A 14,776-nucleotide genomic window follows, 5' to 3' on the forward strand; every position below is an offset into this window, starting at 1 on the left:
GCCGATCAGTTTAGATCATCATGTTTGAATGTAAGTAGTTCATGATCCATACAGAACCAACTAATAAAACAGCAATAGTTAGAATTGTATAGATAAATGCAATCACGTTCCAACGTTGTTCAGCAGATGAGTTCATGTGCAAGAAGTAAACTAATTGTACAAGTACCTGAGCAACAGCAGTAATACCGATAACTGCAATAATTGCACCACGGCTAAAATCTTCGCTATTCATTGCCATGTAGAAAGGAACTACAGTCAATAGAATAGAAACGATAAAACCAATCGTGTATTGCTTTACGTTACCGTGTGAAGCATCAGCAGCATTATGGTCATGACTCATTATAATACTCCCATCAAGTACACTACGCTAAATACGCAGATCCATACGATGTCAAGGAAGTGCCAGAATAAGCTTAGGCAAGCTAGACGACGCGTGTTAATTGTAGTCAAACCATTTTTCTTGATTTGAATCATTAAAACGATCATCCACACTAAACCTGAAGTTACGTGGATACCGTGCGTACCTACTAAGGTAAAGAACGCAGATAAGAACGCACTTACGCTTGGACCGTGACCAGCGTGAACTAAATGATTGAATTCATAAAGTTCCATGCCGATGAAGACTGCACCAAATACAAAAGTAACGCCGAGCCAAGTTAAAACTTGACCTACATTTTTCTTGTATGAAGCAAGTACTGCAAAACCAAAAGTCACAGAAGAAATCAAAAGCGCGAAAGTTTCAGTTAAAACGAAACCTAAAGAATCTGCAAAAAGATCCTTTGCACTTGGTGTGCCAGGTGGAATATGACTGCTTAATACAGCGAACGCGATGAAGAGTGTACCGAATAAAATCAAGTCACTCATCAAGTAGGTCCAGAAACCAAAGACAGTGATGTCAGTATCATCGTGATGATGTTCATCATGTCCGTGGTTGTCGTGATGAAGTACTTCAGCCATATCCTTAGTCCTTCTTCAAGTGTTTTTCAAGTAATGCATAACGTTCGTTTTCGATACGTTCAACTTCAGCAGCAGGAACATAGTAATCCACTTTCTTAGTGAAAGAAGACACGATGAAGCTGATGATAGAAGCAATGAAAGTAACGACAACTAACCACCAAATGTGCCAGATTAACGCGAAGCCCATAACAGTGATGAACATAGCGATAACGAAACCAGCAGCACGGTTTGTTGGCATGTGAACGTCTTCATATTTAGTCGGACGAGCATAAGCTACGCCATTCTCTTTGTCAGTCCAGAAACGGTCAATACCGTTAGCTTCAGGAACAATCGCAAAGTTATAGAATGGAGATGGAGATGAAGTCGACCACTCAAGCGTACGAGCATCCCATGGATCGCCAGTAACGTCTAAAGTTTTTTCGCGTTGTAAGTAACCCACAACGATTTGCAAGATGAAACAAGCAATACCGATTGCGATTAATACAGCACCAAAAAGTGCGATAGCGATGTACGGATCCCATTCAGGGTTGTCGTAAGAGTTTAAACGACGAGTCATACCCATGAAACCAAGGATATAAAGCGGCATAAACGCAAAGTAGAAACCGAAGAACCAGAACCAGAAGCACGCTTTGCCCCAGAATTCGCTTAACTGCCAACCGAACATTTTCGGCCAGTAGAACGTGATACCCGCAAACATAGCGAATACAACACCACCAATAATTACGTTATGGAAGTGAGCGATCAAGAATAAAGAGTTGTGTACAAGGAAGTCCGCAGGTGGAACAGCCATTAATACACCAGTCAAACCACCGATACCGAAAGTAACTAGGAAGCCAATTGTCCAGTACATAGGTGATGTGAATGTAATACGACCCTTATACATGGTGAATAACCATGAGAAGATTTTAACACCCGTCGGGATCGCAATAACCATAGTCATGATACCGAAGAACGCGTTAACGTTAGCACCTGCACCCATGGTGAAGAAATGGTGAACCCATACAACGAAAGCAAGCACAGTGATTGCGATAGTTGCATAAACCATTGATTTGTAACCGAACAAAGCTTTACGCGAGAACACAGAAGTAACTTCAGAGAAGATACCGAATGCTGGTAAAACTAAGATATATACTTCTGGGTGACCCCAAGTCCAAATCAAGTTTACGTACAACATTGGACTACCGCCCATGTCATTTGTAAAGAAGTGGAAACCGAAGTAACGATCAAGCGTTAACATTGCAATAGTTGCTGTTAATACTGGGAATGATGCAATGATCAATACAGCGGTACATAAAGATGTCCACGTAAAGATCGGCATATCCATAAGACCCATGCCAGGCGCACGCATTTTAATGATGGTAACGAAGAAGTTAACACCAGTAAGAAGTGTACCAAGACCAGAAATCTGAAGTGCCCAAATATAGTAGTCAACACCAACACCTGGAGAGTATTCGATACCAGACAGAGGAGGGTAAGCCATCCAACCTGTTGCAGCGAATTCACCAATTGCTAGAGAAGCCATCATCAAACCAGCAGCACCAGCGAATAACCAGAAGCTTAAAGAGTTTAATAATGGGAAGGCAACGTCACGAGCACCAATCTGTAAAGGTACAGAGATGTTCATTAAGCCCACAACTAGACCCATTGCCACGAAGAAGATCATAATTACGCCATGCGCAGTAAAGATCTGATCGTAATGTTCTGGGTGTAAATAACCTTCACCGCCACCTTTTGCAAGGAACAGTTGAAGACGCATCATGATCGCATCCGCGAAACCACGTACAAGCATCACTACAGATACAAGTAGGTACATGATACCAATTTTTTTATGGTCTACCGATGTGAACCATTCGTTCCACAAGTAGCCCCATTTTTTGAAGTAAGTGATACCTGCAACGATTGCGATACCACCTAAGATCATCATTGCAACTGTAGCCAATACGATTGGATCGTACGGAATTGCATCTGGACCTAACTTACCTAATAAGTTCATGTCTTATTCCCCCACAACTTGAGAAGCAGGTTGTTCGGCATTAACAGTAACTTCAGAAGCAGCAGTATCATGTGCAGTCGCTTCTACCTGAGTTGATGAATGATCATCACCGTGGTAGTTGCTCATATACTTATTGATTACTGATTCGAACAGCTTAGGTTCTACTGAAGAGTAATAAGTCACTGGATGTGGTTGAGTAGGATATGGCTTCATTGCTTGTGCAGCAGCCTTTTCTTCAGGCGTAGATGCTTTAGCGATGATTGCTTCAATCTGTTTCTTACCACGGTTACCATCACGCAAGGTTGCAAATTCAACTTTGTCTAGGATACCTTTTTGTACAGCATCAGCATTTACAGAAGTACCATTACCCGCTTTAACTGCAGATACCCATTCAGCAAATTGTGCGTCAGACACAGAATGAGCTAGGAAGCGCATTTGTGTAAAGCCGTAACCTGAGTAGTTCGAAGAGAAACCACGGTAAACGCCTTGGTTATCAGCCAACATGTGAAGTTGAGTTTGCATGCCTGCCATTGCATAAATCTGACCTGCTAACTGCGGAATGAAGAATGAGTTCATTGTGAAGTTAGAAGTGATATTGAAGTTAACTGGAGTTTTTTCTGGGAAACGTACTTCGTTAACTGTTGCAATGTTTTGTTCTGGATAAACAAAAATCCATTTAAACTGTTCAGAAATAACCTGAATCGTTAATGGTGCTTTATCGCTTTCGATTGGACGGTAAGGGTCATACTTGTGAGAACCCCACCAAGTTAACCATGCAAGAATACCGATAATAATTACGGGAATACCCCAAACTACGATTTCGATCGCAGTAGAGTGTGCCCAAGTAGGTTCATAGTCTGCATCTTTATTTGACGCGCGATATTTCCAACCAAACCACAATGCCATAAGTGCTGATGGAATGACCACCAACAGCATTAAATAGATCGCAGTCATCATAAGATCAGATTGACCTTGAGCGACTGGACCTTTTGAGTTTAGAAGTACCATATCACCACCACACCCAGTTAAGAGTGCAGCGATCGCAGATAAAGACAATACAGCTAAAATTGTTTGTCTCATTTTACAACCTCGGTGAAGAGTCCCATTCCCTAATAAAATTATGGGATAGCGATTAAAGTGTTCCATGATTGAAAATTCATATTCTCAATGCATGAGTCTTCCCAATAATGAAACACCGCTACGTTGTAGGGCATTATGCCCTAATCAATCCAACTAAGCTATACATAAAGTGGCATAAAGTGCTTGAGATAAACCCGATTTTATTGGTCAGAATTAAACGGTGTTTCTAATTTTTATTGATATAAATCATAGGTATAAAAAAGGATGCCTGAGCATCCCTTACTTCACTTTTAACGCTTTACGACTTTCGTTTTTGCTAATTTGTCGTGCAAAGTTTGACGCTTTTGACTTAATGCAAATAGGTGGTCGATAATGGTAATGAACGGCATGAATAGCATGTTTAAAATAATGAAAATCACACTTCTTAGCGTAAATGAACGCATTAAGTTTACTTTTTCACCATTTTCGGCATCGACGATTTGAATCTTAGTAACTTTTTTGCCTAGACTTTGTCCTGTTTTTGCCAATAAAAGTGCTTGAGCAATCAACATGACCACAATATAGACCGCCATGGCTTGCCACGCTTCAACAGGAATCAAATTAAAAAGGTCTTGTTGAAGTTGTACGGCTTGATCAGAAGATTGAGCCGCTTGCATTTTTTGTTGGATGGCTTGTAACTTAGTTAAATCACCTTCTTGAAAGAAAAATGATGGTATAGCAAGAGCAGGAATCCAAAGAAGTAAATCTAAAACCTTAGCAAGTACACGTGAACCAATCGATGCAAGCTCAGTGCTTTCCTGCTTTTTATTTACGCTGACATTTTGAATAGATGGGTTTTGGTATGTTGTTTCATTCGTTTGAGTATTTCCAAATGGAGCATTGGGAACATATCCTGCGGGTTGAAACTCAAGTTTACCTTGTGTGAGTTCACCTAAAGCTTTCCATTCAGGCATACCTTGATACCAAGCCAAGTCTGTCAACAACACTTGTTGGCTTTGTAACATTTGATTGATCTGCTCAACTGTATATGGCCCAGCTTGTTGATTATTTCGCGCCAAGTAAATTTGCATAAAACTAGAATCTCAAAAACAAAATACGAATGAAAAAATTATAGGGAAAAAAAAGACCCATGAATGGGTCTTTTTTTAACACGTTTTGTTAAGCTTGTTTAGTCTTTTCTTCTGCAAGGAAGAACCAAGTGTCTAATACAGAGTCTGGGTTAAGAGAAACTGAGTCGATACCTTGTTCCATTAACCATAATGCAAGATCAGGGTGGTCAGAAGGACCTTGACCACAGATACCTACATATTTACCTGCTTTACGGCAAGCTTTGATTGCAAGAGAAAGCAATGCTTTTACTGCTGGATCACGTTCGTCAAATAAGTGAGACACAATACCTGAGTCACGGTCTAGACCAAGTGTTAGTTGAGTCAAGTCGTTAGAACCGATAGAGAAACCATCGAAATGCTCAAGGAATTGATCAGCCAATAATGCATTGGTTGGTAATTCACACATCATGATCACTTTAAGACCGTTTTCACCACGCTTAAGACCATTCAGTGCTAACAATTCAATTACACGTTTCGCTTCTGCAACTGTACGTACGAAAGGAATCATGATTTGAATGTTGGTTAAGCCCATTTCGTCACGTGCTTTTTTCAATGCACGGCATTCAAGCTCGAAGCAATCACGGAAGTTGTCAGATACATAACGACTCGCACCACGGAAGCCCAACATTGGGTTTTCTTCTTCAGGTTCGTATAACTTACCACCGATCAAGTTCGCATATTCGTTTGACTTAAAGTCAGACATACGAACAATCACTGGCTTGTCTGCAAATGCAGCGGCAAGTGTAGAAATACCTTCAACCAATTTTTCCACATAGAATTCGATAGGAGATGCATAACCTGCAGTACGTGTCATTACAGCAGCACGAGTTTCACGTGGTAAGCTGTCGATGTTGAGTAATGCTTTTGGATGTACACCGATCATGCGGTTGATGATGAATTCTAAACGTGCAAGACCGATACCTTCGTTAGGAATTTGAGCAAAGTCAAATGCACGGTCAGGGTTACCGACGTTCATCATGACTTTGAATTCTAAAGGAGGCATTGATTCAATTGAGTTACGTTGAATTTCAAAATCCAAAGCACCTTCGTAAATGAAACCTGTATCGCCTTCAGCACAAGAAACAGTCACTTCTTGACCATCTACAAGCACTTCTGTTGCATTACCGCAACCTACGATTGCTGGTACGCCTAATTCACGTGCAATAATTGCAGCGTGACAAGTACGACCACCACGATTCGTTACGATTGCAGCAGCACGTTTCATTACTGGTTCCCAATCTGGGTCAGTCATGTCAGATACTAAAACATCACCGTCTTGTACTTTGTCCATTTCTTTAATTGAAGAAACGATACGTACACGACCTGAACCGATGCGCTGACCAATTGAACGACCTTCACAAAGTACAGTACCTTTTTGCTTAAGAAGGTAGCGTTCCATTGTGCCGACATTTTCACGGCTTTTTACAGTTTCAGGACGCGCTTGAACGATGTAGATTAAACCGTCATCACCATCTTTTGCCCATTCGATGTCCATTGGAGCACCGTAATGGTTTTCGATGATAAGTGCTTGTTTAGCAAGTTCTTGAAGTTCTTGATCATTTAAAGCGAATTGTTGGCGTTCAGCTTTATCAACATCAACGATTGATACAGATTTACCAGCAGACGCTTCTTCACCATAAATCATTTTTTGGTGTTTAGAACCTAAGTTACGACGTAATACAGCATGTTTGCCTGCATTGAGAAGTGGTTTAGATAGGTAGAATTCGTCAGGGTTAACTGCACCTTGTACAACCATTTCACCCAAACCGTAAGATGCAGTAATAAATACAACATCACGGAAACCAGACTCTGTATCTAGTGTAAACATTACACCAGCAGCGCCAGTTTCTGAACGAACCATACGTTGGATACCCGCAGATAAAGCAACGATGTCATGGTCAAAGTTTTGGTGTACGCGGTAAGCAATTGCACGGTCATTATAAAGCGATGCAAACACTTCTTTGATCGCGATCAGCACGTTATCGATGCCACGAATGTTCAAGAAAGTCTCTTGTTGACCCGCAAATGAAGCATCTGGAAGATCTTCAGCTGTTGCAGATGAACGAACGGCAACCGCGATATCAGGGTTGCCGTTTGATAATGCAGCAAATGCATCACGTACTTCTTTTTCTAAAGCTGGCGTAAGCGGAGTATCTACAACCCATTGACGAATTTTTGCACCTGTTTCTGCAAGCGCATTAACATCTTCAACGTTTAATTGTTTCAATTCAGCTGAAATTTTAGCATTTAGGCCACTTTGCTCTAGGAATTCGCGATACGCGTTAGCCGTGGTTGCAAATCCACCTGGAACTGATACGCCAGCATTTGCTAAATGGCTAATCATTTCTCCAAGGGATGAGTTTTTACCACCGACGATTTCAACGTCGTGCTTACCCAGTTTTTCCAGACCGATTACGCGTGCTTCCAAAGTTGTTACTCCACTTATGCAGTATTAATCACTATCTTGGCATGATATTTTCAATAAAACTTAGCAAACTTATTTTACTAAGCGACACTCATGTAAGATCAGTTTACTATAAAGATTATATAGCACTTAGACAAATAAATGAGGAGTATTTTAATGTCAGAAAGTAAAGAGATAAAGCGAAGTGTTTTTTTTATTTCCGATGGAACTGCAATTACAGCAGAGACACTTGGACATTCTTTATTGGCACAATTTCCTCATGTCGATTTTGATATTCATATTATTCCGTATATCACTACGGAAGAGGCTGCAATGGGCGTGGTTGCTGAGATTAACACGCGTTCAGCAAGTGACGGTCAATTGCCTTTAGTGTTTGATACATTGGTCGATCCGTACGTACGAGATATCATCAATACGGCTAATGCAGTTAACCTTGATGTTTTTGAAGGGATGATTAGTAAGCTGTCGGAAGAGCTAGGAACATCACCTACGACTTTAGTCGGACAAACGCATGCTGTTACTGACTCTGAGTCATATAAGTCACGTATAGATGCAGTACATTTTGCACTGGATAATGATGACGGCGCGCGAACTCGTCATTACGATAAAGCAGACCTGATTTTGATTGGTGTATCTCGTTCTGGAAAAACACCGACTTCTATTTATTTGTCTCTACAATTTGGTATTCGTGTTGCGAACTATCCATTGACTGAAGAAGATTTGGATGACAATCGTTTACCTTCAGTTCTTAAAGAGCATAAACATAAATTATTTGGATTAATGATTGATGCAGAGCGTTTAGTCGCAATTCGTACTGAACGTAAAGCCAATAGTCGTTATGCAAGCTTTAGACAGTGTGAAATGGAGCTTCGCGCAGTAGAAGGTATTTATATTTCAGAAGGGATTAAGTATTTAAATGTTTCTGAAATGTCGATTGAAGAGATTTCTACCCGCGTTCTGCAAATGACTGGATTAAAGCGTAGAATCGGTTGATCAATTTTTTTCAATTTAGTTCATTTATTTTAAGCCAGCATTTGCTGGCTTAATTGTTTTAGAAAGGGTCTTTGAAGAAATTTTATATGGATTAGCTTTAAACTTTTTAGATTGTTTTAAATTTTTTAAAGTGAGTTAAAAGCAATTTTTAGCAAATTCGCATTGCTAGTTTAGGATTTCAATCCTTTGTAATTATTCAGCAATGGTCAATCTAATTATGATTCCGATAAATGGTTAAAACTATGGGGAAAGCGTAAATTTATATAAATAAGTTTAACTTGCCTCTTGGGAGGTTCTTCAAGAAGAACACATGTGTAAAGTAGGGGGCTTAAAGTTAAATTTATTGACCTAAATGACAATAAATAAAATTATTAAGCCATGGTTCACTTAAAAAATATCAATTTTCAAAGTTAATTATCTTTACGAAGAAGAGAATTAATCTCATTAAATTTACGCAATATTACAAAATAACCATAAATAGTATAAGTAATTACAAATGTCGGATTTTGATTTTTTTAATAATCGATTGAATTAAAGAAATTAAATGATTTTTAGCGTGTTTTTTCACATTACATTAGATAACGATAATTCTTAAGTCATTTGAATACCATCCATAAAGTGTGAAATGAGTCACACTTTTGCGAAGAACAACAAGTGAATTTTTAGAATGAAACCCAGATTTGATTTTTATTATTTGAAGTCTTTTATACCTATAACGCTATGTACATTAACGGTAACGAATCTTCAGGCAGCTCCGGATCAGCATATAAATGAAATTGATCAACAGCGAGAAGCGATTGTTATTTCAATTAAACAGGGCAATGTGGATGCAGGAATTGTTGAACTTAGAAAATTACTGGAAAAAGCACCAAATAATCAAAAACTAATCGCTGATTATCTCTTACTCGCACTACAAAATAAGCGATATCTAGAAGAAGATCAGAAATGGTTGCAGCATATTCAGCCTGAACATTTTCCAGTTTATGCACAATTGCCGCTGATCAAAGCATATCGAGATAAAAAGCAGTTCCCAATTGCCTTAAATGTATTAGATCTATTTCAAAAAAAGAATAACAGCTCATATTTAGAAATATTAAAGGCTGTTTTACTGGCTGAAAATCAGAAAAAAGTTGAAGCAATAGCGCAACTTAAAAAAATAGACATTGAACAGTTAAATCATGATCAGTTGAATCAATTGTCTTATGCATATCGAATCAGCGATCAGCCTATTCAGGCTTTAGCTGTGATTCGTAAAAGTAATATTGAGACTGCCAATACTGCATCAGAGCAAGAATATCTCAATGTACTCATGGCATTAGGTGCTTATCAGCAAGTTTTAGCATTGATCCAAAAAAATCCAGCATTGGATTCAACACATACAGTCAGAAGACAGGCATTGTTGGGACAGTTTTCTGAAAGTATTAAAAATGCGATTAAAAGCCAAAAACATTTAGCCTATCAAGGTGAGGCAGATGTTCAGAGCTATGCACAACTGGATCAGGTTTTAAAACATGCATTAGTGCTTGATCCTGAGTTGAAGCAAGATCCTAATTTATATCGTCGTTTTCAATATGAATATATTTATGCGCTGAGTTATCGAAGTCGTCATCAAGATGTACTTGAGGTAAGTCGTGGACTGGGTCTGCAAATCAATGAAATGCCTGCTTATGTGAGGCATTCGATTGCAGATGCGTATTTGTCGACACAACAACCGGCGAAAGCAGAGCAAGTCTATAAATCACTGCTAACAGAAAAAAACTATGCGGATATGAATGTATATACCTCTTTATATTACGCACTGATTGAACAGGAAGACTATGAGCAAGCTAATGCTTTAATTAAAGATATTGATTCTAAAATACCAACTTTTCAATACAGTTTGGCTAAAGGGGTGGATAAGCGAGTTCATCCTGAGCGGAATGATTACGAAAATTTAAAGGCGTTGTCGCTTGCATATTCCAATGATTTAAATGCTGCGGAACAAAATTTAAATCAAAAAATTCAACGTGCTCCGAATAATGAGGAAGTCATTAATAACCTAGTCCGCATACAACGCTGGCGTGAAAAGCCTTTACAGGCTCAAGAAACATTAGGTCGTTTAAATGGTATACAACCACTGTCGAAAAGCACGTTGATCAATCAAATGCAAAATCAGCAAGCTTTGGGCAATATTTCAGCTTGGCGTGACCAGAACAATCAATTGAATCAGCGTTATCCAACAGATACCAGTGTGATTAAAAGTAATAAAGAGCTTGCAGATCGTGAGCGCTTTTCAATTTCACACGACTCTCGTTTTTCGCATAGTGAAGCCAATCAAAATCAGGTCTTAGAAAGTTTAAAAGGTACAAGGGATTTTGAATCTATTACTCGTTTGAATGGACCATGGGTTCAAGATAATTACCGCATTTTTACCCAATATAAGCATCGAATGGGGGATTACCGTGATGGAAAAATTAGAGATGAGCGTTTAGGTATTGGGGCAGAGTGGGATTCACAACAAAAGTCTTTCTCTTTTATGGCGTCGCAAGATTTAAATGGGGATCATTTCGGGTTTGATGTGAATTGGAATCATCGTCTTGATGATTATTGGCGATATAACTTGGGTTTTTCAACGCAATCTGACATTCCATTACAAGCACTTAAACTGAATGAAGATGCTCAGTCCTATACAGCAGGCTTATCTTGGCAAGCCAATGAATCAAAACAAGCTTCTTTGCAATATCAGGCAACAGATATAAGTGATGGAAACTTGAGACAAGAGCTTAGTGTGCGTTATCAGCAAAATATGTTCATGCAACCTCATCATAAGACTCAGTTTGGCATATCCAGTTATTTAGGTCGAAATAGCTTAGACCAAACCTCTTACTTTAGCCCGAAAGAAAGTATCAGTGTCGGCATCGATTTTAACCATGATTGGTTAACTTGGCGTGAGTACGAACAATCATTGACGCAGAAATTTTCATTAACCACAGGTTTTTATAAACAAAGTCAGTTTGATGCAGAGCCTGTAGTCGATATCCGTTATGGGCATCAATGGCAATTAACACGTACCTGGGGACTTCAATACGGTGTTGGCTGGGGAATGCATCCCTACGATGGTGAAAAAGAAAAAAAATGGTATGGCCAGTTGGGCTTTGAGGGGAAATTCTAATGAAAACAAAAATCAAACTCAGCTCAATGTTTATGGCGATAGCACTTTGTCATTCTCAAAGTTTTGCACAAGAAAAAAATCAGGATAAATCGGCTGAACGTACTTTTATTGGACTCACTTTTCATGATGTTAGAGATGATGTACTGAAACAGGGTGATAAAGATGTTTATGCAGTCAGTACACGAAACTTGGTGCAATTTTTTGAATGGTTAAAAGATTCACCATGGCATCCGATCAGTTTAAAGGAAATTGCTGAAGCAAAAAAAAATGGCACACCATTACCTGAAAATGCTGTTGTGCTTAGTTTTGACGATGGCGCATTAAGTGGATACACCCATGTCTATCCTTTAATTCAGCAGTATAAAGTTCCTGTGGTCTTTGCGATTGTGACCAGTTGGACCAATGGAAATACACAAGCGGCTTATGAAGCGTATGGTAAAGGAAACTTGATGACTTGGGCGCAAATGCGCGAGATGAAAAAATCAGGTTTAGTTGAGTTTGCGAGTCATTCTGATGATATGCATAAAGGGGTATTGGCGAATCCTCAAGGCAATCAGCAACCCGCAGCCTTAACGCATCAATATTTTCCAACAATGAAACGTTATGAGACTGATGCTGAATATCAGCAAAGACTGTATTACGATTTAAAAAAATCAAAAGACATACTGACTAAAGAACTGGGTATTGATTCCCTAGCGATTATTTGGCCTTACGGTGCGGTTAATCCTGAAACAACTCGGATTGCTGCTCAGGCAGGCTTTCCTTTGTCCTTTAGTTTGGGGGTAGACACACCAAATAAAAAGAGCGATGCGATTTATCAGCGTGGCTTGGTGATGAATAACCCAACCGCTGAAGATTTACATCAACAAATGACAGAGTTTGTAAATAATCAACAACTTGCAAATTACAATCCGATTCGTGCGGTAACGGTGGATTTAAAGCAATTCAAATCTGAAAATGTAGAACAGGGAAATCAAATATTAGGTTTAGCATTGAATCAAATCAGTGCTTTATCTAGTAATACTTTGATTCTTAAAGTTCTTGCTGATCCAAATAAAAATGGAGTTTATGACCAAGCTTATTTCCCGACAACGCATTTGCAATTAGATCAGGATCTATTAAATCGAGTGACTTGGCAGGCAAGAACACGCGTCTTTAATCGTGTAACTGCACAGCTCCCGATTTATCCAGATCCATCAAAGCCTTTATTGGTTGTCGATTTAGCCGAAGATTTGGTTAAAAATAATAAAGGTATCGATGGCATTATGCTGAATGCTGAAAATCGTTTGGCATGTATCTTTAATAATAAGCAAGGATTAGACACTGCTTGTCAGTCTGATTTGAATGCAGTGCTCAATTTAAGTGATGCGATTCAAAAAAGAACATATCAATATCTAAACAGCAGTAACAGTCAAAATTTTTATATACAGCTCAATTACGTCAATAGCGAAAGCCAACCATTGAGTACAGTTGTTGATGCTTTAAAAAATGACTTTTCATTGATCAATTTTGAAATAGACAGTCTTGATGATCCGAAACTATTGAAATCTTTTATTGAGCAGTTGAATCATTTCAGCGCTTTAGAGAAAACCAAATTAATGGTGACGATCAATAATGACGATATTAAACAACAAAAGGATTGGCCGCTTTTAAGTCAGCAATTACAGCACTTACAACGAGCAGGTATTCAAAAGTTGGCAATATCAAACTACGGTTTTGCAAATGCTCAACAGGTTCATCAATATTTGTACACACCGCTCAGTTTAAATTCAAGCACATTACTTTATCGAGATCCATTTCAAATTGACTCTCAGCAAGGAGTCAAGAAATGAGTATTGTTGATTTTATATTTTCATTTTCATTTTTATATCCACTAGTGATGGCATGGACATGGATGATCGGTGGATTATGGTTTTTCTTTAAATATGAATTTAGACAAAGAGCCTTACCTGAGCCAAGCCAAGAAGGTGCGAGTATCATCATTCCTTGCTTTAACGAAGATGAGCAAGTAAGAGAAACCATTCGTTATGCTCTACAAACTCAATACCCAAAGTTTGAAGTGATCGCCGTGAATGACGGTAGTTCAGATCAGACTGCTGCGATTTTAGATGAATTGGTTAAAGAGCATGAACAGCTGCGCGTCGTACATCTAGCCAATAATCAGGGTAAAGCTTATGCACTGCGTTCAGGGGCAATGGTCAGTCGATATGAATATCTGATTTGTATTGATGGAGATGCCTTATTACATCCACATGCGGTGTTATGGATGATGCATCATTTACTGAACTTTGGGCATGTCGGTGCTGTGACAGGAAATCCGAGAATTCTCAATCGTTCTAGTATCTTAGGTAAGTTACAAGTGGGTGAGTTTTCATCGATTATTGGGCTGATCAAACGGGCTCAACGAACCTATGGGCGTATCTTTACTGTATCTGGCGTCATCGCAGGTTTTCGTAAAACCGCATTAGAGCGTGTCGGTTTTTGGTCGCCAGATAAAATCACTGAAGATATTGATATTTCTTGGAAAATCCAAATTGATAAGTGGAAAATTCATTATGTTCCCAATGCGCTTTGTTATATCTACATGCCAGAAACTTTTTCAGGGCTGTGGAAGCAAAGAGTTCGATGGGCGCAAGGTGGAGTAGAGGTTCTTAAAACCTATTTACCTAAAATGTTCAGTTTCAAAATGATGGGAATGTGGCCAGTAGCAATTGAATGCATGCTCAGTGTGATTTGGTCTTATTTAATTCTATTGATTGTATTTTTATTCCTAACAGGATTATTCATCGACTATCCAACAGGTTGGCAAATTAAATCGCTCATGCCGCAATGGTATGGCGTGATTTTGGCAATTACTTGCTTAGTTCAATTCTTTATTAGCCTTTGGATTGATAAGCGCTACGACAACGGTCGCTTTTTTAGAAACTATTTTTGGGTGATCTGGTATCCGATCTTTTTCTGGGTGCTTTCTGTAATGACGACTGTGGTTGCTGTACCTAAAGCACTTTTTAATCGAAATAAGCGCGCGCGATGGGTGAGCCCAGACCGTGGATTTAAAGGAGAGTAAA

The 14,776-nt window shown here is 39.0% G+C and carries 10 protein-coding genes; 4 read left to right on the forward strand and 6 right to left on the reverse strand.

The window, feature by feature from the left end; translation table 11 throughout:
• Positions 1-10: 10 nt before the first annotated feature.
• The 6 genes from cyoD to ppsA form a co-directional block, all read right to left on the reverse strand.
• Positions 11-343, reverse strand: coding sequence for a cytochrome o ubiquinol oxidase subunit IV (gene cyoD, locus AC5YDM_RS00960; protein WP_496150542.1), 333 nt, complete (start codon positions 341-343; stop codon positions 11-13).
• Entirely contained in the window at positions 340-957 is a 618-nt protein-coding gene (gene cyoC / locus AC5YDM_RS00965) for a cytochrome o ubiquinol oxidase subunit III (protein WP_496150251.1), read from the reverse strand. The genes cyoD and cyoC overlap by 4 nt, the downstream gene beginning before the upstream one ends.
• A 4-nt stretch (positions 958-961) precedes the next feature.
• Positions 962-2,950 carry a cytochrome o ubiquinol oxidase subunit I gene (cyoB, locus tag AC5YDM_RS00970; protein ID WP_496150252.1) on the reverse strand — a complete coding sequence of 663 codons (1,989 nt, stop codon included), beginning with the start codon at positions 2,948-2,950 and terminating at the stop codon, positions 962-964.
• 3 nt (positions 2,951-2,953) lie between these two features.
• A complete protein-coding gene (cyoA, locus tag AC5YDM_RS00975) occupies positions 2,954-4,030 on the reverse strand; it encodes a ubiquinol oxidase subunit II (RefSeq protein WP_496150253.1) in 1,077 nt (358 codons plus the stop codon).
• A gap of 290 nt (positions 4,031-4,320) precedes the next feature.
• The gene (locus AC5YDM_RS00980) at positions 4,321-5,100 is read right to left on the reverse strand and encodes an RDD family protein (protein ID WP_496150254.1); all 780 of its coding nucleotides are present in this window, start codon (positions 5,098-5,100) and stop codon (positions 4,321-4,323) included.
• Positions 5,101-5,188: 88 nt separating this feature from the next.
• Positions 5,189-7,567, reverse strand: a complete 2,379-nt coding sequence (gene ppsA, locus AC5YDM_RS00985; protein WP_496150255.1) for a phosphoenolpyruvate synthase — start codon at positions 7,565-7,567, stop codon at positions 5,189-5,191.
• 153 nt (positions 7,568-7,720) lie between these two features.
• On the opposite strand from ppsA, the gene ppsR reads away from it, so the two are divergent.
• The 4 genes from ppsR to pgaC all read left to right on the forward strand — a co-directional run bounded on the left by ppsR (position 7,721) and on the right by pgaC (position 14,775).
• A complete protein-coding gene (gene ppsR / locus AC5YDM_RS00990; protein WP_496150256.1) occupies positions 7,721-8,557 on the forward strand; it encodes a posphoenolpyruvate synthetase regulatory kinase/phosphorylase PpsR in 837 nt (278 codons plus the stop codon).
• Between the two features lie 667 nt (positions 8,558-9,224).
• Positions 9,225-11,708: a poly-beta-1,6 N-acetyl-D-glucosamine export porin PgaA gene (pgaA, locus tag AC5YDM_RS00995; protein ID WP_496150257.1), complete on the forward strand. Its 2,484-nt coding sequence runs from the start codon at positions 9,225-9,227 to the stop codon at positions 11,706-11,708.
• Positions 11,708-13,540, forward strand: coding sequence for a poly-beta-1,6-N-acetyl-D-glucosamine N-deacetylase PgaB (gene pgaB / locus AC5YDM_RS01000; RefSeq protein ID WP_496150258.1), 1,833 nt, complete (start codon positions 11,708-11,710; stop codon positions 13,538-13,540). The genes pgaA and pgaB overlap by 1 nt, the downstream gene beginning before the upstream one ends.
• Entirely contained in the window at positions 13,537-14,775 is a 1,239-nt protein-coding gene (pgaC, locus tag AC5YDM_RS01005; RefSeq protein ID WP_496150259.1) for a poly-beta-1,6-N-acetyl-D-glucosamine synthase, read from the forward strand. Before pgaB ends, pgaC begins: the two co-directional genes overlap by 4 nt.
• Position 14,776 lies beyond the last annotated feature (1 nt).

This window comes from Acinetobacter sp. CY81 (assembly GCF_059515925.1).

Coding starts and splice junctions, on each gene's coding strand:
- cyoC (WP_496150251.1), bottom strand. CDS start 957: ATGGCTGAAGTACTTCATCACGACAACCACGGACATGATGAACATCAT.
- cyoB (WP_496150252.1), bottom strand. CDS start 2,950: ATGAACTTATTAGGTAAGTTAGGTCCAGATGCAATTCCGTACGATCCA.
- cyoA (WP_496150253.1), bottom strand. CDS start 4,030: ATGAGACAAACAATTTTAGCTGTATTGTCTTTATCTGCGATCGCTGCA.
- AC5YDM_RS00980 (WP_496150254.1), bottom strand. CDS start 5,100: ATGCAAATTTACTTGGCGCGAAATAATCAACAAGCTGGGCCATATACA.
- ppsR (WP_496150256.1), top strand. CDS start 7,721: ATGTCAGAAAGTAAAGAGATAAAGCGAAGTGTTTTTTTTATTTCCGAT.
- pgaA (WP_496150257.1), top strand. CDS start 9,225: ATGAAACCCAGATTTGATTTTTATTATTTGAAGTCTTTTATACCTATA.
- pgaB (WP_496150258.1), top strand. CDS start 11,708: ATGAAAACAAAAATCAAACTCAGCTCAATGTTTATGGCGATAGCACTT.
- pgaC (WP_496150259.1), top strand. CDS start 13,537: ATGAGTATTGTTGATTTTATATTTTCATTTTCATTTTTATATCCACTA.